16 protein-coding genes and 1 pseudogene are annotated in these 19,642 nt (G+C 73.7%); 5 read left to right on the forward strand and 12 right to left on the reverse strand.

The features are described 5' to 3' along the window. The first annotated feature begins 209 nt into the window (after window positions 1–209). Window positions 210–1,553 carry a nucleobase:cation symporter-2 family protein gene (locus QF030_RS32170; RefSeq protein WP_307167759.1) on the forward strand — a complete coding sequence of 448 codons (1,344 nt, stop codon included), beginning with the start codon at window positions 210–212 and terminating at the stop codon, window positions 1,551–1,553. A gap of 298 nt (window positions 1,554–1,851) precedes the next feature. Here the strand turns inward: QF030_RS32170 and QF030_RS32175 are convergent, their stop codons facing one another. Then, on the reverse strand, window positions 1,852–2,670 hold the full coding sequence (locus tag QF030_RS32175) for a helix-turn-helix domain-containing protein (protein ID WP_307166079.1): 819 nt from the start codon (window positions 2,668–2,670) through the stop codon (window positions 1,852–1,854). A 97-nt stretch (window positions 2,671–2,767) separates the two neighbouring features. On the opposite strand from QF030_RS32175, the gene QF030_RS32180 reads away from it, so the two are divergent. Then, window positions 2,768–3,619 carry an NAD(P)H-binding protein gene (locus tag QF030_RS32180; protein WP_373428835.1) on the forward strand — a complete coding sequence of 284 codons (852 nt, stop codon included), beginning with the start codon at window positions 2,768–2,770 and terminating at the stop codon, window positions 3,617–3,619. Between the two features lie 164 nt (window positions 3,620–3,783). On the opposite strand, the gene QF030_RS32185 is transcribed toward QF030_RS32180, so the two are convergent. After that, on the reverse strand, window positions 3,784–5,136 hold the full coding sequence (locus tag QF030_RS32185) for an MFS transporter (RefSeq protein ID WP_307166081.1): 1,353 nt from the start codon (window positions 5,134–5,136) through the stop codon (window positions 3,784–3,786). 220 nt (window positions 5,137–5,356) lie between these two features. Here QF030_RS32185 and QF030_RS32190 point away from each other — a divergent pair, with 220 nt between their 5' ends. Continuing rightward, window positions 5,357–5,752: a winged helix-turn-helix transcriptional regulator gene (locus QF030_RS32190; protein WP_307166082.1), complete on the forward strand. Its 396-nt coding sequence runs from the start codon at window positions 5,357–5,359 to the stop codon at window positions 5,750–5,752. A 1-nt stretch (window position 5,753) separates the two neighbouring features. Here the strand turns inward: QF030_RS32190 and QF030_RS32195 are convergent, their stop codons facing one another. The 4 genes from QF030_RS32195 to QF030_RS32210 all read right to left on the reverse strand — a co-directional run bounded on the left by QF030_RS32195 (window position 5,754) and on the right by QF030_RS32210 (window position 8,938). Next, window positions 5,754–6,176, reverse strand: a complete 423-nt coding sequence (locus QF030_RS32195; protein WP_307166083.1) for an acyl-CoA thioesterase — start codon at window positions 6,174–6,176, stop codon at window positions 5,754–5,756. Between the two features lie 58 nt (window positions 6,177–6,234). After that, window positions 6,235–6,900 (reverse strand): hypothetical protein, encoded by a 666-nt coding sequence (locus QF030_RS32200; protein ID WP_307166084.1) that lies wholly within the window; start codon window positions 6,898–6,900, stop codon window positions 6,235–6,237. 46 nt (window positions 6,901–6,946) lie between these two features. Next, a complete protein-coding gene (locus QF030_RS32205; protein ID WP_307166085.1) occupies window positions 6,947–7,546 on the reverse strand; it encodes a histidine phosphatase family protein in 600 nt (199 codons plus the stop codon). A gap of 183 nt (window positions 7,547–7,729) precedes the next feature. Beyond that, a complete protein-coding gene (locus QF030_RS32210; protein WP_307166086.1) occupies window positions 7,730–8,938 on the reverse strand; it encodes a pyridoxal phosphate-dependent aminotransferase in 1,209 nt (402 codons plus the stop codon). Between the two features lie 86 nt (window positions 8,939–9,024). On the opposite strand from QF030_RS32210, the gene QF030_RS32215 reads away from it, so the two are divergent. Then, on the forward strand, window positions 9,025–9,666 hold the full coding sequence (locus QF030_RS32215) for a winged helix-turn-helix transcriptional regulator (RefSeq protein ID WP_307166087.1): 642 nt from the start codon (window positions 9,025–9,027) through the stop codon (window positions 9,664–9,666). 290 nt (window positions 9,667–9,956) lie between these two features. Here the strand turns inward: QF030_RS32215 and QF030_RS32220 are convergent, their stop codons facing one another. From QF030_RS32220 to QF030_RS32230, 3 genes are all read right to left on the reverse strand, one after another. After that, window positions 9,957–10,787 carry a hypothetical protein gene (locus QF030_RS32220; RefSeq protein WP_307166088.1) on the reverse strand — a complete coding sequence of 277 codons (831 nt, stop codon included), beginning with the start codon at window positions 10,785–10,787 and terminating at the stop codon, window positions 9,957–9,959. Beyond that, window positions 10,787–12,049: a VWA domain-containing protein gene (locus tag QF030_RS32225; protein WP_307166089.1), complete on the reverse strand. Its 1,263-nt coding sequence runs from the start codon at window positions 12,047–12,049 to the stop codon at window positions 10,787–10,789. The genes QF030_RS32220 and QF030_RS32225 overlap by 1 nt, the downstream gene beginning before the upstream one ends. A gap of 101 nt (window positions 12,050–12,150) precedes the next feature. Beyond that, window positions 12,151–13,677 (reverse strand): IucA/IucC family protein, encoded by a 1,527-nt coding sequence (locus QF030_RS32230; RefSeq protein ID WP_307166090.1) that lies wholly within the window; start codon window positions 13,675–13,677, stop codon window positions 12,151–12,153. Between the two features lie 101 nt (window positions 13,678–13,778). On the opposite strand from QF030_RS32230, the gene QF030_RS32235 reads away from it, so the two are divergent. Further along, the gene (locus tag QF030_RS32235; protein WP_373428836.1) at window positions 13,779–15,416 is read left to right on the forward strand and encodes an IucA/IucC family protein; all 1,638 of its coding nucleotides are present in this window, start codon (window positions 13,779–13,781) and stop codon (window positions 15,414–15,416) included. A gap of 41 nt (window positions 15,417–15,457) precedes the next feature. On the opposite strand, the pseudogene QF030_RS32240 reads toward QF030_RS32235, so the two are convergent. The 3 genes and pseudogenes from QF030_RS32240 to QF030_RS32250 all read right to left on the reverse strand — a co-directional run. Next, a pseudogene (locus QF030_RS32240) lies at window positions 15,458–15,815 on the reverse strand (iron-siderophore ABC transporter substrate-binding protein); the annotation flags it as partial. 102 nt (window positions 15,816–15,917) lie between these two features. Beyond that, on the reverse strand, window positions 15,918–17,792 hold the full coding sequence (locus QF030_RS32245; RefSeq protein ID WP_373428837.1) for an ABC transporter ATP-binding protein: 1,875 nt from the start codon (window positions 17,790–17,792) through the stop codon (window positions 15,918–15,920). After that, a complete protein-coding gene (locus QF030_RS32250; protein ID WP_307166092.1) occupies window positions 17,789–19,522 on the reverse strand; it encodes an ABC transporter ATP-binding protein in 1,734 nt (577 codons plus the stop codon). The genes QF030_RS32245 and QF030_RS32250 overlap by 4 nt, the downstream gene beginning before the upstream one ends. Window positions 19,523–19,642 lie beyond the last annotated feature (120 nt).

The raw sequence follows: 19,642 nt of genomic DNA on the forward strand, positions 1-19,642 counted from the left end.
GTATCTCGCGTCTTCCGTCACCGCCCGGCACCTCGCGTTCTCCGGTGCCGCCGGTTTTCGGGAACCGCCAGTTCCCAGGTGCTTCCAGCGCCGCCGCACCACCTCCCTGACACCCGCGTCAGAGCCGACGTGTACCCGACCGGAGGAGAGCCGCCGTGTCCTCGCAAGCAGTCGACCACCCCGTCGACGAGAAACTCCCCGCCCTGAGAATGACGACGAGCGGCCTCCAGCACGTGGCCGCCATGTACGCGGGGGTCGTCGCCCCGCCTCTGATCGTCGGCGCGGCCGTAGGCCTCACCGGCTCCGAACTCACGTTCCTCACCGGCGCCTGTCTGTTCACGGCCGGCCTCGCCACCTTGCTGCAGACACTGGGCGTCTGGAAGATCGGGGCCCGCCTTCCCTTCGTCAACGGTGTCACCTTCGCCGGGGTCGCCCCCATGACGGCGATCGTGGCCTCCACCGACGACAAGCGGGACGCCCTGCCCGTCATCTTCGGCGCGGTGATCGTCGCCGGTCTGCTGGGCTTTCTGGCCGCGCCCGTCTTCTGCAAGGCGGTCCGCTTCTTCCCGCCGGTCGTCACGGGGACGGTCATCACGCTGATCGGCGTCTCCCTGCTTCCCGTCGCCTTCGGCTGGGCGCAGGGCCCGGACCCCGCGGCGCACGACTACGGCTCGACGACGAACCTCGGCCTCGCGGCCGCCACCCTCCTGATCGTGCTGCTCCTGCGCCGCTTCACCCGCGGCTTCGTCAAGCAGATCGCCGTTCTGCTCGGCCTGGTCGTCGGCACGCTCGTCGCGATCCCCTTCGGCGTCACGGACTTCGGCCCGGTGGCCGCCGCGGACGTCATCGGCTTCCCCGCCCCCTTCCACTTCGGCGCCCCGCAGTTCCAGCTCGCGGCGATCCTGTCGATGTGCGTGGTGATGGTGGTGTCGATGACCGAATCCACCGCGGACATGCTGGCGTTGGGCGAGATCGTCGAACGTCCGGCGGACGAGCGGACCATCGCTGCCGGGCTGCGCGCCGACACCCTGGGCTCGGCGCTCAGCCCCGTCTTCAACGGTTTCATGTGCAGCGCCTTCGCCCAGAACATCGGGCTGGTCGCGATGACGAGGATCCGCAGCCGCTATGTCGTCGCCACCGGGGGCGGCTTCCTCGTCCTGATGGGTCTGTGCCCGATGGCCGCCTCGCTCATCGCCGTCGTACCCCGCCCGGTCCTCGGGGGCGCCGGCGTCGTCCTGTTCGGGTCGGTCGCCGCCAGCGGCATCCAGACCCTGGTCCGGGCCGGCCTGGAGAAGGACAACAACGTCCTGATCGTCGCCGTGTCCCTGGCCGTCGGCATCATCCCGATCACCGAGCCGGAGTTCTACCACGCCTTCCCGGAGACGGCGAAGATCGTCCTGGACTCGGGCATCTCCACGGGCTGCCTGGCCGCCGTCCTGCTCAACCTGGTCTTCAACCACGTCGGCCAGGGGCGCAACGCGGCGGACGTGACCCACCCGATGGAGGCGGGGGAGGAACTCACCGGGGCGACCCGGGCCCCGGCCACGCCATGAGGTTCGCGAGCAACTCGGCCTGCTCGACGGCGTCGTCCAGCGCGTGACGCGTGTGAGGGCGCCACGGCAGCAGGTTCCGCCGGCATCGTGCGCTTCGCCACCGCCCGCAGCGGCAACCCCGCCTTGGTGGCGTACAGCGTCTTCATGTCGAGGCAGCCGGAGTGCCCGAAGGGGCTCTTCCCGGTGAAGCGGATCAGGTACCAGTGCAGGAACGTCCAGTCGTGCGACGCCGGTCTCACGCGTCGTACGGACATGGAACCGGAGCAGCGCAGGTCCGCACGGGGCTCCGCCTGCGCATTCAGCCCTGCCGGGGCGCCCGGCAGGGTGTGGCCCGGGGCAGCCGCCCGGTGAAGAAGGCCCCCGGCGGGACACCCATCAGGGTGCGGAAGTCGGCCGTCATGTGCGACTGGTCGTAATAGCCGGTGGCGGCGGCGAGTTCGGCCCAGGGCGCGGAGGCCGCGTGGGTGAGGACGTGGCGCACCCGGTCGATGCGGGCGTAGTGCTTGGGGGAGACGCCCACGCCGTCGGCGAACAGGTTGCGCAACTGGCGTTCGCTCACCGCGAGTTCACGGGCCACGTCCCGCACCGGGGCGGGGGTGCGGTGACGGCGGGTCGACAGGGCTTCGACGGCGGCCCGCAGCAGCCGTTCGCGCGAGCCGTCCCCGGCGGGTGGGAGCAGCTCCGCCAGACGCGCCGTGACCGCGTCCCGTTCGACCCGGGCCAACTCGCGGGCCAGTCGCCGAGCCGTCCCGGCCGGCAGGTCGCCGAGCGGGATCACCCGGCCGACGAGGTCCACCGCCGCCACCCCGAACAGCGGGCCGACCGCGCCTGGTTGCAAGCGCAGTTGCACGCATGACACCGCCCGCTCGTCCGGGTCCGTGTGGTACGAGGCACGGGTGCGCGGGCCGACGACCAAGGTGTCGCGCCGCCCGTTCGCCTCCTCACGGAGGACCACCTTCGTGGCCGTGTCCGGCACGTGCGCGAAGGCGTCGTCGAGGGGGCGGCCGACCGCGACCGTCCCGATGCCGGTGATCCAGCGGCGCAGCGCGGCGGGGACGGGCAGGACCTGTTCGGACGGGTGCGGCGGATCCGCCGCGCCCGCGGGGCTGTTCGTCACGCCCTCCACGGTAAGCGCGTCGAGGGATCCTCCGGGCGGCCGAAGCGTGCCGGAATCTCCTAGAGACGCGGCGGGACCGGACGGCAGCGTGGTCGGCATGATTCTCGTGACCGGTGCCACGGGCACCATCGGCAGCCGACTCGTACGACACCTCGCGGCGCGCGGTGAGAAGGTGCGCGCCCTGACCCGGGACCCGGCACGGGCCGCGGTGCCTGCGGAGGTCGAGGTGGCACGTGGGGACTACCTCGACCCGTCCTCCCTGGAGAGGGCGATGTCCGCCGTGACGGCGGCCTTCCTGGTGGGCCTGCCCGGACCGTCCGTGCAGCACGACGGCGCCCTGGTGGCGGCGGCTCGGGCCGCGGGCGTGGGCCGGCTGGTCAAGCTGTCCGCGATCGGCACCGGTGATCCCGAGGTGGGTCCGGCAGGGCGATGGCATGTCGACGGCGAGCGGGCCGTCCGGGAGAGCGGGGCGCAGTGGGTGGTGCTTCGGCCGTCCTCCTTCGCCTCCAACACCCTCGGCTGGGCGGCGGCGATCGGCGCGGGCGAGCCGGTGCCGAACCTGAGCGGCGACGGACCCCAGGGCGTCGTCGACCCGCGCGACGTGGCCGAGGCGGCGGCCGTGACCCTCCTCGACGAGCGGTGGGCGGGGCGTACGTACACGCTGACCGGCCCCGAGACCATCAGCGTGCCCGGCCAGGCGGCCGTTCTGGCGGATGTCCTCGGCCGGCCGGTGACGACACACGACCTCACCCCGGACGAGGTGCGGGAGCACCTCCTCGGCTGGGGGCAGGGCGAGGCCGTCGCGGAAGGGGTCGCCAGGGGTTCCGCGTACGTCCGCCGAGGCGGGAACGCCGTCGTCACCGAGGACGTGCCGGAGCTGCTGGGGCGTCCGGCGCGCACGTACCGGCAATGGGCGCACGACCACCGGGAGGCTTTCGGGACCGCATGAGGAAACGGGGTGGGCGGGTGGCGCGGCTCCGAGCCCCGCCACCCGCCCACCCCTCGCCTCCGCCCACCCCTGGCCCCTCGCCGGGCCGGCCTCCGCCTCGCGGGGTCCAGGTCGTCCTCGGCCCCCGCCGCTGTCCGCCCCGGACGTCTTCGGCCCCCGCCCTCTCAGCCCTCGTCGTCCTCCGGTCGCCGCGTCCGGAGGACGACCGCGGCGAGCGCCAGTGCCGTCAGCGCGAACAGCGACGCCACCCGGAACGCCAGCCGGTAGCCCTCCGCCGTGGCCGGCAGCAGCTCGGCGCCGCCGCCGACCAGGCCGTCCGTGTGGCTCGCGGCCAGGGTCGACAGGACCGCGAGGCCGAGCGAACCGCCCACCACCTGTGTGGTGTTGAAGAGGCCGGAGGCCACGCCGCCGTCCTCCTCGCGGGCCCCCGACATGGCCAGACCGGTCAGCGCGGGCATCGCGGCGGCGAAACCGGCGGCCATGAGCAACATGGGCGGGAGGAAGTCGGCGGCGTAGGAGCCGTCGGCAGGGGCGCGGCTCAGCAGCGCCATTCCGGCGGTGATCAGCACCAGACCGGCCAGCAGGACACGATAGGGACCGAAGCGTCCGATGGTCCGCGCGGACAGGAGCAGCATCAGCAGGCCGATCGCGACCGGCGCGGGCAGGAACGCCGTGCCTGTCGCCAACTCGCTGTATCCGAGGACGCGTTGCAGGTACAGCGCGCCGATGAACTGGAAGCCGAACATCGTCGCGATCATCAGCACCTGGACGGCGTTCGCCCCGCTGAGCAGCCGGGAGCCGAACAGCCGCAGGCGCAGCAGCGGGCGGGCGGCCCGCGCCTGGCGCAGGACGAATCCTGAGAACAGGGCCGCGGCGAGCAGGGCCAGGAGCGCGGTGGCGGTGCCGTCGCGGTCGCCTGCCCCGACGATCACGTACACGGTCAGCATGAGCGCACTCGTGACCAGGGCCGCGCCCGGATAGTCGGCGCCCTTGCCGAGCCCGGCACCCTTCTCCGGTGCGAGGACGCGGACGGCCGCGAGCCAGGCGACGATGCCGATCGGCAGGTTGATGAGGAAGATCCAGTGCCAGTTGACGAGTTGGGTGAGCGCGCCGCCCAGGAACGTGCCCAGCGCTCCGCCCGCCGCGCCGACCGCGCTGAACACCGCGATGGCACGGGCCTGTTCGCGCGGCTCGGGGAAGAGCGTCACGAGCATGCCCAGGACCACCGCCGAGGTCATCGCGCCGCCGACGCCCTGGAGGGCACGCGCCGCGATGAGCGTCGCCTGGCTGCCGGCGACCCCGCACAGCACGGACGCCGCGGTGAACAGCGCGAGGCCGGCCGTGAACATCCGCTTGCGTCCCACCAGGTCGCCGAGCCGGCCGACCAGCAGGAGCAGGCCGCCGAAGGGGATGAGGTAGGCGTTGACGACCCAAGCCAGACCGGGGCCGCTGAACCCGAGGTCGTTCTGGATGGCGGGCATCGCCACGGTGACGATGTTGCCGTCCAGGATCGTCATCAGGGTTCCCGCGCACAGGACGACGAGGGACGCCCAGCGGGAGTACGTTCGGCTCGATGTCGATGTAGACGTCGATCTCGATGTGTGTCTCGGTGTCGGGGACTCGGCGATGGCCGTCATGGCGGTGTGGCCTCCACATTCTCCAGGGAACCCTTGGTGCACGACTTGTAACGGGGACCATCGTGGATAACCATGGAGAACGGCATAAGGAGGCACTTCGATGTCCCAGGGGAACACCGGTGTTACCTCGCAGGTGGTGAACGCGCACGCCTGCCCGGTGCGAGAAGTTCTTGACAGGGTCTCGGGGAAGTGGAGCGTGCAGATCCTGGTCGCGGCGGCGCACGGCCCCATCCGCTTCACGGAACTGGAGCGCAGCATCGACGGCATCAGCCGCCGCATGCTGACGCTCACCCTGCGCAATCTGGAGCGCGACGGGCTCGTCACCCGCACGGTGCATCCGACGGTGCCGCCCAAGGTCGAGTACGAACTGACGCCGGTGGCCGAGGAGTTGCACGAGACCCTGCAACGCCTGACGAACTGGGCCGAGCGCAACAGGGTCTATGTCGCCGAGGCGCGGGCGGCCTACGACAGCGAGCGGGAGACCGAACCGGTGTGACCTACAGCCCGAACAGGCCGGGATCCGCGGCCAGTTCCTTGAATCGGTCGGCCGGGTCGGCCACCATCCGGCGTTCCTTGAGGTCCAGCAGCCCGCCGACGGCGGTGAGTTCGGCGGACACCGTGCCGTCCGTCTTGCGGATGGTCTGCCGGATGCGGAAGGTCTTGCCGCCGCCCCACTCGAAGACACAGGTCACGTCGACCTCGTCGCCCGCGACCAGTTCGCGCAGGTAGCGGATGGTCGTCTCCAGGGCGACCGGGCCCACCCCCTTGGCGAGCAGACCGGCCTGGGTGACGCCCGCGGCCTGCAGGAGCGACCAACGAGCGTGCTCCGCGTAGTTGATGTACACGCTCTGGTTGAGGTGCCCCTGCACGTCGGTCTCGTATCCGCGCACGGTGACCCGGACGGAGAACGGCTCGCTCACGGTGTCCTCTTCTCGCTTCCTCGATGTCGGTGCTCTGCCCGTCGATCCTGGCATGCCCTCACGCCCGGCGTGGGGAAGCCAGCAGATAGCGCGTTCTCGTGCGGGGATCGGTGTGCTCGCCGACCTGCCAGCCCGCCTTCTCCAGGGTCGCCGCGCAGGCCACCAGTGTCGCGTCGTCCGGGGCGTGCACGGCGACCGCCTCCGGCTGCGGGGTCGCCCGCACCCGGTAGCCGTCCGTGCCCCGCGGCCCGGCGGGAGCGTGGCCGGCCGCCTCCAGGGCCAGTGCGGCGGCCCGCACGAGGTGGGTGCGCTCCCAGGCGCACGGCCGGTCGGTGTCCCCGTCCCGGTTGGTCATCCGGCGCAGCTCGAGCAGGCCCTGCCAGGCGCTGTGCACCTCGCGGGCCCGGGAGGCGGCGGTGGCGGGCCCGGTGTCCTCCTCGCCGCCGACACGCGCGGCGAAGACGCCGGTGTCCGGCGCGGGCGGTTCGGGGGCGAGCCGCGAAGCGGCTTCCGGGGCGGTGGACGCGGCCTCGGCCGGGGTCTCCTCCCGTGTCCGATGGCCCGCCGGGGTCAGGAAGTGGTCGTGCGGCGGGCGGGGGTGCCGGAAGGCGAGCCCGTGCCGCACCAGCGCGGCCAGCTGGGCCTCTGTGCCCCGCAGCCGCCCGGTGACCGGGTCGGCGGCGTCGATCACCCGCCGCTGGGCGGCGGTCGGCGGTCGTGGCACGGCGTGCTCCCCTCGAACAGCGCCCCCGGTGGGGCCTCGTCGAAGGCTACGGCCCGGGTCTGACATTCCAGGCGGCGATCACCGGCCGCCCGTGCTCCGTGCCCAGTCGGCACAGCGTCCCCGTCGCCAGCCGGAACAGTGCTCCGGCCGACGCGGGCAGGCCGAGCCGGCGAGCGGTCAGCACCCGCAGGAAGTGTCCGTGCGCCACCAGCAGCACGCCTTCCTCGCCGCCGGCGTGGGCCGCGTCGACCCGGGCGAGGACCCGGTCGGCCCGTTCGCCGACCTGCTCGGGCGTCTCACCGGGACGGTCCGGCGGGCCGGGTGCGACACCGTCCGTGAACAGGAACCAACCCGGTCGCGTCCGCTGGATCTCGGCCGTCGTGACGCCCTCGTAGCCGCCGTAGTCCCACTCCCGCAGCTCGGCGTCGACCCGGGCCTCGTGCAGTCCGATCAGTTCCGCCGTCTCCCGCGCCCGCTGTGCCGGGCTGACGAACACGGCCGCGAGCCGGTGCGAGCGGATCAGCGGCACCAGTTGTCGTGCCTCGTCCCGGCCGTGCTCGGTGAGCGGGACGTCCGTCCATCCGGTGTGCCGGCCCGAGCGTGACCATGCGGTCTCCCCGTGCCGGACGAGAAACAGGTCGCCCACGCGCGCGTGCCCCTTCCTGCCGCCCCTGTGTGCACCGTGACACAGGACCTGGGCGTGCGCACGTCAGCGGACGGCGGCGTGCCGAGGAAACGCTCCGGCGGGCCGACGAACCGACGGGCCGAGGGACCGGCGGGGCGACGCTCCGACGCTTCGGCGGGTCGACGAAGCGACCGCCCCGCCGCCCTACTGCCGGTACCCGCTGAGGAACCGCCCGATCCGGCCGATCGCCGCCTCCAGGTCGTCCGCGTGCGGCAGGGTCAGGATGCGGAAGTGGTCGGGGGTCGGCCAGTTGAATCCGGTGCCCTGGACGACCTGGATCTTCTCCCTCAGCAGGAGGTCCAGGACGAACTTCTCGTCGTCGTGGATCGGGTGCACCTTGGGGTCGATGCGCGGGAACGCGTAGAGCGCGCCCTTGGGCTTCACACAGGACACGCCCGGGATCTCGTTGAGCTTCTCCCAGGCCGTCTCCCGCTGGTCGTAGAGCCTGCCGCCCGGCGCCGTCAGCTCGTGGATGGACTGGCGTCCGCCGAGCGCCGCCTGGATGGCGTACTGGGCGGGCGCGTTGGCGCACAGGCGCATGGAGGCCAGCATCGTGAGGCCCTCCAGGTAGTCCCTGGCGTGCTGCTTGGGGCCGGTCACCACCAGCCAGCCCGAGCGGAAACCCGCCACCCGGTACGTCTTGGACAGACCGCAGAAGGTCAGGACCACCAGGTCCGGCCCGAGCGCGGCGGCCGAGTGGTGGACGGCGCCGTCGTAGAGGATCTGGTCGTAGATCTCGTCGGCGAAGACCATCAGGCCGTGCCGGCGGGCCAGGTCGAGGATCCCCTCGATGATCTCCTTCGGGTAGACCGCGCCGGTGGGGTTGTTGGGGTTGATGATGACGACGGCCTTGGTGCGGTCGGTGATCTTGGACGCCATGTCGTCCAGGTCCGGGTACCACTCGGCCTGCTCGTCGCAGAGGTAGTGGACCGCCTTGCCGCCGGCGAGCGTGGTCACCGCCGTCCAGAGCGGGAAGTCGGGGGCCGGGATCAGGATCTCGTCGCCGTCCTCGATCAGCGCCTGTACGGCCATGGAGACCAGCTCCGACACACCGTTGCCGAGGAAGACGTCGTCGACGCCGACCTCCAGGCCCCGCTCCTGGTAGCGCTGGGCCACGGCACGGCGGGCGGAGAGGACGCCCCGCGAGTCCGTGTAGCCGTGCGCCCGGGGAAGCATCCGGATCATGTCCTGGAGGATCTCCTCCGGCGCCTCGAAGCCGAAGGCCGCGGGATTGCCGGTGTTCAGGCGCAGCACGCTGTGGCCCGCCGCCTCCAGCGCGTCGGCGTGCTCGATCACCGGGCCGCGGATCTCGTAACAGACCTCGCTCAGCTTGTTCGACTGCCGGAACTCCATGCGCGCTCGCCCCTCCGGTTTGTGTGTTGCTTGGTTTTACCAAGTTCCAGCTTGGAAAGTCCAACGACATGTCTAGACTGCGTGCCATGTCACCTCGCCGAAGCTACGACCAGTACTGTTCCGCCGCCCGCGCGCTCGACGCCGTCGGTGACCGCTGGACCTTGCTGATCGTCCGGGAGCTGCTCGCCGGCCCGCGCCGTTACACGGACCTGCACGCCGATCTGCCGGGTGTGAGCACCGACGTGCTCGCCTCGCGGCTCAAGGACATGGAGCGGGACGGACTGACCACCCGGCGTCGGCTGCCCCCGCCGGGCGCGGCCTACGTGTACGAACTCACCGGACGTGGCAGGGAGTTGCTGCCCGTCCTGCAGGCACTCGGCAAGTGGGGTGAGGGTGAGCTCGGTGCGCGGCGGCCCACCGACGCCCTCCGCGCCCACTGGTTCGCGCTGCCGCTGCTGCGCGGGCTCGGCGACGAGGGGGCCGCGGGTACGGGGCTCGTCGAGGTCCGGCTCGACGAAGGGGTGTTCCACCTGGAGGTCGGCGCGCAGACCGGGCCGGTGTACGGCGACGGTCCCGCGCCGGGGGAGCCCGACGCACTCCTCGTCCTCGACACGGACACCTGCACGGCGGTCGCCCAGGGCGAGTTGGGTGTGCGCGACGCGGTACGGACCGGCCGGATCGAGGTCGGCGGCGACGGCACCCTCGCCAAGGCGTTGCGGGAGGCGTGAGGACGGCGCGGGGAGGATGCGGGGGAGACGCGGGGGAGGGTCTGCGAGGGCGGCAAGGACGGCGGGGCGGCTGAGCGGCAGGAGGGCTGAGCGGCAAGGTCGCACGCGGCAGGACGGCTGAGCGGTCAGGTCACAGGGCGGGAGGGCAACGGCCGATCGGCAAGGCGGGCAGGGCGGCAGGGCGGCAGGGCCGAAAAGCGGCGTTGGCGGCAGGGTGGTGGCGCGGTGGGGACGGCGGACGGCCTGCCGCGAGGTCGCGGCAGGCCGTCCGACGGTCCGTCAAGTGCCGGTCAGGCGCCCGGCGGCACGTGGCGTGGTCGTCCCGACCCCCGGGTCAGCGTGTATCCGCCGATCCCGGCGAGGGCGGCCAGCATCGCGCCGATCGCGGTCCACACCCAGCGGTCGGACCACCAGCCGGACGCCCAGCCGTCGTCCGGCTCGATGCTCGACAGCACGGCCGTGGCCGACGAGTCGTCGTCCTCCTCCGCCCGGGACGTGACCGCGATCCCCGGCACCAGCGGCTTCGCCAGCGAACCGTCGACGGCCGCGGCGCCCCCGATGTCCTTGGAGTCCACCCTCAGTTCCGTGCTCACCGGCAGGCCCAGGTCGGCCGCCTTCAGGTCGAGGGCCGTCAACCGGACGTAGTACGTGCCCGGCAGCGGGTCGTCCGCCCACGGCTCCGACCAGGCGCGGACCGTGCGCAGCACACAGGCCAGCTCGACCGAGGCGGTGCCCTGTGCGGCGGTGCGCGTCTGGGCGCCGTACTGGCAGGCCTGGCGGCGCCGCAGACCGTCGTACACGTCGACCTGCCAGGTCTGCGTGGTGTGGCTTTCGGGCAGCTTCACCGTCGCCCTGACGGTGGGGCGCTGCCCGGAGTCCGCCGGGAACGACCAGTAGAGGTAGTCGCCCGCCGATCCGCTCGCCGTCGCCGTCTGCCCCTGGTCGATCTCCGTCGCCGTACGGAAGGACGTGCCCGCCTCCGTCGGTGCGGAGCCGTCGTCGGACGGGCTCGCCGACGGGGTGGAGTCGGCCGCGGCCGGTGCGGCCGCCGGTCCGAGCGCCAGTCCCAGCACCGGTCCCAGCGCCAGCAGGGCGCCGGTCAACACACGTGAGATACGCATCAGTTGGTCCTCCAGACCGCGACCCGCCAGCGGGACACCCAGCCCCACAGCACACCCGCGAGGAAGCCGAACAGCACCAGGACACCCAGCAGCCACCAGCCGCGCCCGAGGCCGAAGGAGGCCACGTCGCTCGCCTGCGACGGACCGTCGACCACGTCCACGGTCAGCTCCAGCGGCATGCCCGGCGTGGTCTTCACGCCCGCGGCCGCCGAGTACGAGTTGGTCACCTGCACGCACACCGTCTCGGCGGGCGCCTCGTCCTCGTCGCTCTCGGCCTTCGGGTAGCGCAGACCGGTCGAGATGACGTCGGTACGGCCGTTGCCGGCCGCCTCGCCGCGCACGATCTCCCGGCCGTGCACCGTGACCGCGCGCAGCAGCACGCCGTAGTCGGGGTTCATGGTCCGGTCCGCCGACACGCTCACCGAGGCGCGCAGCTCCTGGCCCGGCTCGACGTCGACCTTGTACCAGCGCTCCTGGCCGAACTCCTCGCGGTCGGTGTACAGCCCGGACTTCAGGGCCGGGGCCGCGGAGCAGGAGGCCGCGCCCTCGGTGGCGACCGGCGTCACCACGGGGTCGGCGGCCCGGTCGACCAACTGGTTGACCCGGTCGGTGAGTTCGTCGGTGTGCTCCACCGAGGTGTAGGTGCCGCCGGTCGCCTCGGCGATGCAGCTGAGCTGCTGCCGCATCTTGACGTTGGGCACCAGGCCGAGCGTGTCGATCGTCAGACCGATGCCCTTGGCCGCGATCTCACGGGCCACCTCGCACGGGTCGAGCGGAGCGCAGGTGTCCTCGCCGTCGCTGATCAGCACGATCCGCTTGGAGCCGGTGCCGCCGTCGAGGTCGTCGGCCGCCTTCAGCAGAGCGGGGCCGATCGGCGTCCAGCCGGTCGGTGACAGGGTCGCCACCGCGGTCTTGGCCTCGGTCCGGTCCAGCGGGCCGACCGGGTAGAGCTGCGCGGTGTCCTTGCAGCCCGTTTTCTGGTCGTCGCCGGGGTAGTTGGCGCCCAGGGTGCGGATGCCCAGGAGAACGTTCTCCGGGGTCGCGTCCAGCACCTCGTTGAACGCCTGCTTGGCCGCGGCCATCCGCGTCCCGCCGTCCATGTCCTTCGTCCGCATGGAACCGCTGACGTCGAGGACCAGGTCGACCTTGGGCGCGGTGGCGGTGGTCTCGTCGGCGACCGCCCCGGCCGGGAAAGCGATCCCGGCCGTGAGCGCGGCGAGCAGGGCGCAGACGCCCGCCGCCAGCCGTTGTGTTCTGATCATCGGCGGATCCTATTGATCAGAGGCGCCCGGCCACAAAACGGCGGCGGAACCGGTTTCGGCATCCGGGTCGGACTTCGCCCCCGGCCGGCGCTCGCGCCCGGTCAAGAGGCGTCCCCCGTCAACGGGTTGGGCAACCGGGACCACTGGTCCCCGGACGCCTCCGCCGACAGTCGCATCAGCGTCAGCGCCTTCACGGGAAGCGGTTCCTCGCACAACGCCACGAGGTCCGGCGAGCGCGGCAGATCCCGTACGGCCGTCTCCAGGGCCGCCCGCAGGATCGGGCGGCTGCCCGCCGTCCCGGCCAGCGCGCCCGCGACCAGCGAGCCGAACAGCTTGCGCCGCAACGCGTTGACGTCGTCCGTGCGGATCCGTTCGGGCAGTTCGTCCGGCAGCGCGATGGAGTGCCGGGACAGCCGGGCCGGGCTGACCCGGATGTCGGCCAGGTCCCGGTAGACCAGCCGCAGCGGAGCGCCCGAAGCCGACAGCACCACCAGCAGGTTCTGGCCGTGGGCCTCCAACGCCACGCCCAGCTCAAGCAGCCGCAGCCCCACGGTGAGGGCGAGACGCGCGAACTGCGCCAACCAGGCCGCGGAGTGCGCCAGTTCCGTTCCTGCGAGGGCGGCGACGGGGACGACGTGCTCGCCCGGCGCCCCGAACACGCGCGGCGACTCCCGGAACACGGCGGCCAGGTCGGGGGAGTGCGCGGTGGCCGCGCCCAGGGTGCGGGTCATGTGCAGCAGGCCGTCGGTGTGCGGAGTCAGGGTCTCCGCGAACGCGGAGAGGGCCGCGGACGCGGCGACGGAGCCGACCGAGATGTCCCGGACGGAGGACGTCAGCCGGGTGCTCAGCGCGGTCTTGACGTGCGGACCGCCGGGGAGTGCGAGGGTGCGCAGCGACATCAGCGGATGCGCGGCGATCCCCTGGTCGCAGGAGAGCTTGAGCACGTGCGCCGCCTGCCACGGATGCACGGGGAGGAACAGCCGTGTCCCGTCCCGCAGCTCCCGCGGCCACTCACCCGACACCAGGCACTCGTCGCTCGGCACCGGCAGCAGCCCCAGCCGCACCGAGGGCCGGTGCTCGGGCCCGTACGCCAGCTGCTCGGCCGCCGAGAAACCGGGCCGCGAACGGCAGCTGGGATGGTACGGATGGCCGTCGACCACCCGCTGCTCCCACTCCCAGTCGTGCACGGGCCACTCGCCCGGATCCTGCGAGGAGGCCGGATCGGGCCTCTGCCCGGCCCGTGACAGCGCCAACGACGCGACGCTGTGCCCGAGTTCGGCGGCGAAGCCGACGCCGTGCGGCACGGAGAGGTCCGTCATCAGCCGCGAGGGATCTTCGTACGCCACGCCGTCCAGCCGTACGTCCGTCACATAGGCGGCGGTCGCGTACGGATCCGCGCGCGGGCCGTGCAGGCGGCGGCCGTCGCGCAGCCGCAGCAGGCTCTCCCCGCCGGACCCCCCGCGGTGCGCGATCCACGGCAGGGGCTCGTGGACGAGCGCCCGCCACAGCCGGGTCAGCACGGCCGCCCTCGCCCCGGGCAGCGCGGCCGTGTACCGCGGGCCGAGAGAGGGGCGAACGACGGCCAGTTCCGCGGCCAGCTCGGCCTCGGCGGTGGAGGGACGGTGCACGGGTGGGCTCCTGAGGGTGCGGGTACGACGTCGCGGAGGGGCTGTGACGACGCGATAATGATCGTCTCCGCCCGGAAGAACCGTAGGGAACCAGGGAACCAGTGGATCGCGTGGACCTCAGCCCCCCGCCCGCAGAGGCCGCAGAGGCCGCAGAGGCCGTTGCGTCCGCCGACGGCGTCGCCGAGCGCGCCGACGCCTACGCGGCGGCGCCGCTGCTCAACTGTCTGCTGCGGGAGGTCGCCGAACCGCTGCCCGGCCCGCCCTGCGGCGACGGCCGGTTCGTGTACCGGCTGCCCGGCGACGGGTCGCCCGGCGGCGGCCGGCTGCTGCGCGTGCGCGGCGACCGGCGGCCCGCCGAGCCCGAGGTGTACACGGCGGGCGCCTGGCACCGCCTCGGCCACGCAGCGCTGGTCGAACTGGTCGCCGGGGTGCTGCGGGGGCACACCGGGATCGCCAACCACGAACTGCCGGACGAGATGACCGACAGCAGGGACGCGGTCGCCGCCATGCTCACCGCGCGCGCGCGTGCCACCCCGCCGCCCGGCCGCTATCTGCGCTCCGAGCAGTCGCTCCTCACCGGCCACCCCCACCACCCCGCCCCCAAGGCCCGCGGCGGCGGCCCGACCGCCGGCTGGCTGCCCTACGCCCCCGAGGCGCACGCCCGCTTTCCGCTGGTCCTGCTGGGCCTGCGCGAGGACGCGGTCGTCGAGGAGGGCGACACCTCCGCGCTGGACGCCCTCGGTACGGCCCCGACCGGCTACCGGCTGCTGCCCGCACACCCCTGGCAGCTCGAGCTGGCCGGACGGGAACTCGCCCCGGCCTTCGCCGACGGCCGCCTCGTCCGGCTCGGCACGACCGGCTTCGAGGTCTGGCCGACGGCCGCCGTGCGGACGGTCTACGCACCCGGGCGGGACCTGTGCCTGAAGTTCAGCCTCGACGTCCGCATCACCAACGACATCCGCCGGCTGTGGCGGCACGACCTGCTGAAACTGCGCCGCACCGACGAGGCGGCGGTCCGGGCCTTCACGGCGGACGGCGCCCCGGCGGGCGCTCTCGTGGCGGACGGTGGTCTTGCGGCGGCCGTCGGCGAAGGCCGGGCGGCGCGCCGCCCGGCCCCGGCGGTCTGGCTGAGCGACCGCGGGTACCGCACCGCCGGGTTCGCCTTCGAAGCGCTCGCGGTCCTGGTCCGCGACGGGCTGGAGGACGCGCTGCCGCCCGGCGCGACCCCGCTGCTCGCCGCGGGACTCGTGGAGGGCTTCGACGGCAGCCCCCCGGACGCCGCGGCGGACCCGGCGGCCTGGTGGGAGGCCTATCTGGCCGTCGTCGTCCCCCCGGTGCTGTCGGCCTTCGCCGACCACGGCGTCGTCCTCGAGGCCCATCTGCAGAACACGCTCGTCGCCGTGGACGCCGACGGCACCCCCGTGCAGGCCCTGTTCCGGGACGCGGAGGGCGTGAAACTGCTGCCGGAGGTGGAGCGGGCGGCCGGCTGGGAGCGACTGGTGTACTGCCTGGTCGTCAACCATCTGTGGGAGGTCGCGGCGGCGCTCGCCGAACGTCACCCCGGCCTCGACCCGTGGCCCGCCGTACGCCGCGAACTGGCCCGCCACGGTCTTCCCGAGGCCGCCGCCCTGCTGACCGCGCCCACCCTGCCCGGCAAGACGAACCTGCTGCTGCGGTGGACGGGAGCGGACGGCGCCGACGCCCGCTATCTGCCGCTGCCCAATCCCCTGATCGGGTGAGGCCGAGGAGGGGACGCGAGTGTGAGCGACAGGTAGGGCAAGCCGGTGCCGGTGAGGACGGTCGGCGCCGCCGCGCCGCCCAGCTCGTCCTCGGCCCATGGGCCGGCGGCGCCCTTGTATCCGCCGAGCCACTCGGTCGTGCCGACCGGCACCTTGCCCGGCGCGAGCACGGCGTCCTGGCCGGTGAGACCGACGGTGACGATCCGCACGGGCTCGGACGTGATCGTCGTACTGCCGAACTTGTGGTCGGGGGTCACGGGGAAGGCGCCCTCGGCGGACGACGCGTGCGACCCCTTCGCGCCGGAGGACGAGGAACGGGAGTCGGGAACCGGAGTCGGGGCCGCCGCAGCCGATCGCCGCGACGGCGAGCAGGACGACGGAGGCGAGCAGGCCGGACAGCCGTCAGGCTCTGAGGGCGCGGGGCATCGGATGATCCTTCTGTTCGTCGCGGTGCGTCCGGCGGGGGCGGCCGGTGCCGGGGTGGGGGCGGGCGGGTTCTCGTCAGGGGCCGTCCGGGGCGGAGGAGCGGCTGCCGGACCAGGCGTGCCACAGGGCGGCGTACGCGCCGTCGGCGGTGAGCAGTTCGTCGTGCGTGCCGCTCTCCACGACGCGGCCGTCGCTGAGGACGACCACCCGGTCGGCGGTGGCGGCCTGGCTGAGCCGGTGGGCCACGACCAGCGCGGTGCGGCCCCGCAGGGCCTGCTCGGCGGCCTCGTCGAGCAGGCGGGCGCCCGAGCTGCCCGCCTCCGCGGTCGCCTCGTCGAGGACCACGACCGGCGGGTCGGCCAGCAGCAGTCGGGCCAGCGCGAGTTGCTGGGCCCGGTCGGCGGTGAGCCGGTGCCCGCCGTCGCCGACGATCGTCTCCAGGCCGTCCGGCAGCGCCTCGGCCCAGTCGAGGGCGCCCACGGTGGCCAGCGCCTCCCGCAACTCCTCGTCGTTCGCCCGCGGACGGGCCAGCCGCAGGTCGTCGGCGAGCGGCCCGGCGAAGACGTGCACCTCCTGCGTGACGAGCCCCACCAGACGGCCGGACTCGTCCGGTGCGACGCCGCCGACGTCGATGCGGCCGCCCTCCGGCCGGTGCAGCCCCGCCACCAGCTTCGCGAGCGTCGTCTTGCCCGCCCCGGTGGTGCCGACCAGCGCGACGCGTTCCTTGGGCCGGATCTCCAGGTCGACGCCGTGCAGCACCGGGCGGCCGGGAACGTAGGCGTGGGAGACGGCGGTCAGCGTCACGGACGGGGCGCCGGCGGCGGTCGAACGGTCGTCCGCGTGTCCGGCGGACGCCGGCGCCGGTTCGTCCACCACCCCGACCAGCCGGGCCAGTCCCGCGGTCGCCGACTGGGCGTCGTCGAGCAGCACGAGCGCGGTGTTCACCGGTCCGAACAGGCTGTGGAAGTACAGCGCGGCGGCCGTGGCGGTACCGACCGAGGCGGAGCCGGAGCGGACCAGCAGGAACCCGGTGACCAGGACGGCGCTGAGCCCCGCGTACTCGGCGACGTGCAGCCGGCTGTAGAAGCGCAGCACCAGTTGCACCCCGCGCATCGTCAGTTCCACCGACGCCCGTGAGCGGTCGGTGACCCGCCGGGTGTGGCCTTCCTGGAGCCGGTACGCCCGCACCGTCCGGGCCCCGCCGATGGTGTCCAGCAACTGCTGCTGCTGAGCCCCGGTGGCGATGCGCTCCCTGGCGTACAGGGGCACGGCGTTGCGTACGTACCACCGCGCGGTGTGCGCCTGTACGGGCAGGGCGACGAGCGCGGCCGGCAGGAACCGCCAGTCCAGCAGGGCCAGGGCGCCCAGGGTGAGCACGATCGACAGCGCGGAGCGCGCCAGTTCGGGCAGGGCGCCGCGCACCGCGTCGGCGACCCGGGACACGTCCCGGGTGACCCGGGAGTTGAGGTCGCCGGAGCCCGCCTTCTCCAGCCGCTCCAGCGGCAGGGCGAGCGCACGCTCCACGAACAGCTCGCGCAGCCGGGCGAGCACCGTCTCGCCGAGCCGGGACACCAGCGACATGCCGAGCGCGGTCGTGACGCCCTGCACCACGGCGACCCCGGCCAGCGCGAGGACGGGCAGGGTGAGCGCGTCGGGGGAGCGCCGCTCGGTGACGACGTCGACGAGGTGACCGAGCAGCGGCTGGGTGAGCAGCCCGACGGAGGTGGCGAGCACCATCAGCCCGAACCCGGCCCCGGCCAGCCCCCGGTGCGGGCGCAGCAGCTCGCGCACCGCGGCCCGGGTGCGAGCGGCACTCGCCGTGGGCAGCAGGGCCCGGTCGGCTTCGGGCAGGGGCCGTCCGGGCCGGGACCCTCCGGGTTCCGTCCGCTCGGCCTCCCTCTGCCCGCGTTCCGTCGGCCCGGGTTCCGTGCGCTCGGTTTCCGTGGTCACGCCAGCACCGCCGTCCGGTAGGTCTCGTGGGCCCGGACGAGTTCGGCGTGGGTGCCCTCGGCGCCGATCCGGCCGCCGTCGAGGAGGACCACCCGGTCGGCGACGGCGAGCAGCGCCGGGCTGTTGGTCACCACGACCGTGGTGCGGCCGCGCCGGATCTCCCGCAGGCCCTCGGCGATGCGTGCCTCGGTCACCGCGTCCACGGCCGTCGTCGGATCGTGCACGACCAGGACGGGCGGCCCGGCGCGCAGGGCGCGCGCCAGCAGGACGCGCTGGCGCTGACCGCCGGACAGGGACCGGCCCCCCTCGCCGACACCGGTGGCGGCGCCGCGCGGCAGGGATCGGGCCACCTCGTCGGCGTGGGCGGCGGCCATGGCGCGTTCCGTCCGCGGATCCGCCGCTCCGTCCGGCTCCCCGGCCGCCGGGCCGCTCGGCGACTCCGCCTGCGGCGTCACGTTCGCGGCCAGCGAGCCGTCGAACAGCACGGCGTCATGGGCGGCCACCAGCACCGCCGCCCGCAGCCCCGCCGGATCGAGCCGGGTCAACGGCACCCCGTCCAGCTCGACCGAACCCGACTCCGGGTCGCTCTCGCGGCCCAGGCAGCGCAACAGGGCCTCGGCCGAGGCCGGATCCGTCACGGCGATCCCGGTCAGCCGCCCGGCCGGTACATGCAGGTCGACACCGTCCGGCCCGCCGAGCGGCACCCCGCGCAGCCGCAGTTCACCGCGCACCGGGTCCGGCACCGGGGACCGGCCGCCGACCACCGCGGGTCGCGCCGCGAGGACCTCCGCGACCCGGGCGGCCGAGGCCCGGCCCTGGGCCAGTTCGGCGTTGACCCAGGCGAACGTCTCCAACGGTCCCAGCAGGAACAGGGCGAGACCCACCGCGGACACCAACTGCCCGAGCGTGAGCCGGCCGTCGAGCGCCAGGCGCCCGCCGACCAGCGCTATCAGCGCGATGAACCCACCCGTCAGGGCGAGCACGAGTCCGGTCTGCCAGGACTCGGCACGCGCCGCGCGCAGAGTGGCCGCGAGGGAGGCGCGGCTGGTGCGGCGGTACCGCTCGACGGCCGCCTGCTGAGCACCCAGCCCCTTCAGCACCCGGAGCCCGGCCACCAGGTCGGCGGCCACGCCCGAGGCGTGGGCGGCCCGGTCCTGCTCGGCCTCGCTGCGGCGTTCCAGCGGCTTGCTCAGCAGATGCCCCAGCCACAGCAGCACCGGCGTGCCCACCAGCACGATCAGCCCGAGCGGCACGGACGTCAGCAGCAGCCACACGGCACTGACGGTGATGCCCGCGACCGCCCATGTCCCCCTCATCAGCGCCATGTTGACCGCGCCGACGCGCTTGGCGTCCTCGGTGGCGACATTGGCCAGCTCGCCGGGCAGCCGTCCCTCCTCGGCGCCCCCGCGGGCGTCGAGCACGCGGCGCACGATCGCCAGGCGAAGGGTGTGCGCGGCCTCTTCGGCGCCGCGCTCACCGGCCCGCGCGCCCACCCGGAAACTCCACGACAGCGCCACGTACATCACGGCCAGGACGGCCAGCCACAGGGCGAGCCGCCGGGCGTCCTGTCCGGCCACGGCCTCGTCGATGACGACACCGATGAGCACCGGTACCAGGGCTTCTCCCAGTTGGTGCACACACCCGAGCGCCGCACCGAGGCCGACGCGCCGCGCCTGCCCCCTGACCGAGCGCGTCAGGACGTCCCGCCCCGAAGGGTTCCCCGATCTCACCAGCCACCCTCCGAAACCCGTCAACTTAGGCAAGGCTACTCTAAGTGATGCGGAGGGAGTCGATGCCCTGCCGGGCCCGCCGCACCCCGCCGGACACGACGCCGAAGAGGCCGGGCCGGG

Origin of the sequence: Streptomyces rishiriensis (genome assembly GCF_030815485.1) — a bacterium.
GTDB classification, from domain to species: Bacteria; Actinomycetota; Actinomycetes; order Streptomycetales; family Streptomycetaceae; genus Streptomyces; species Streptomyces rishiriensis_A.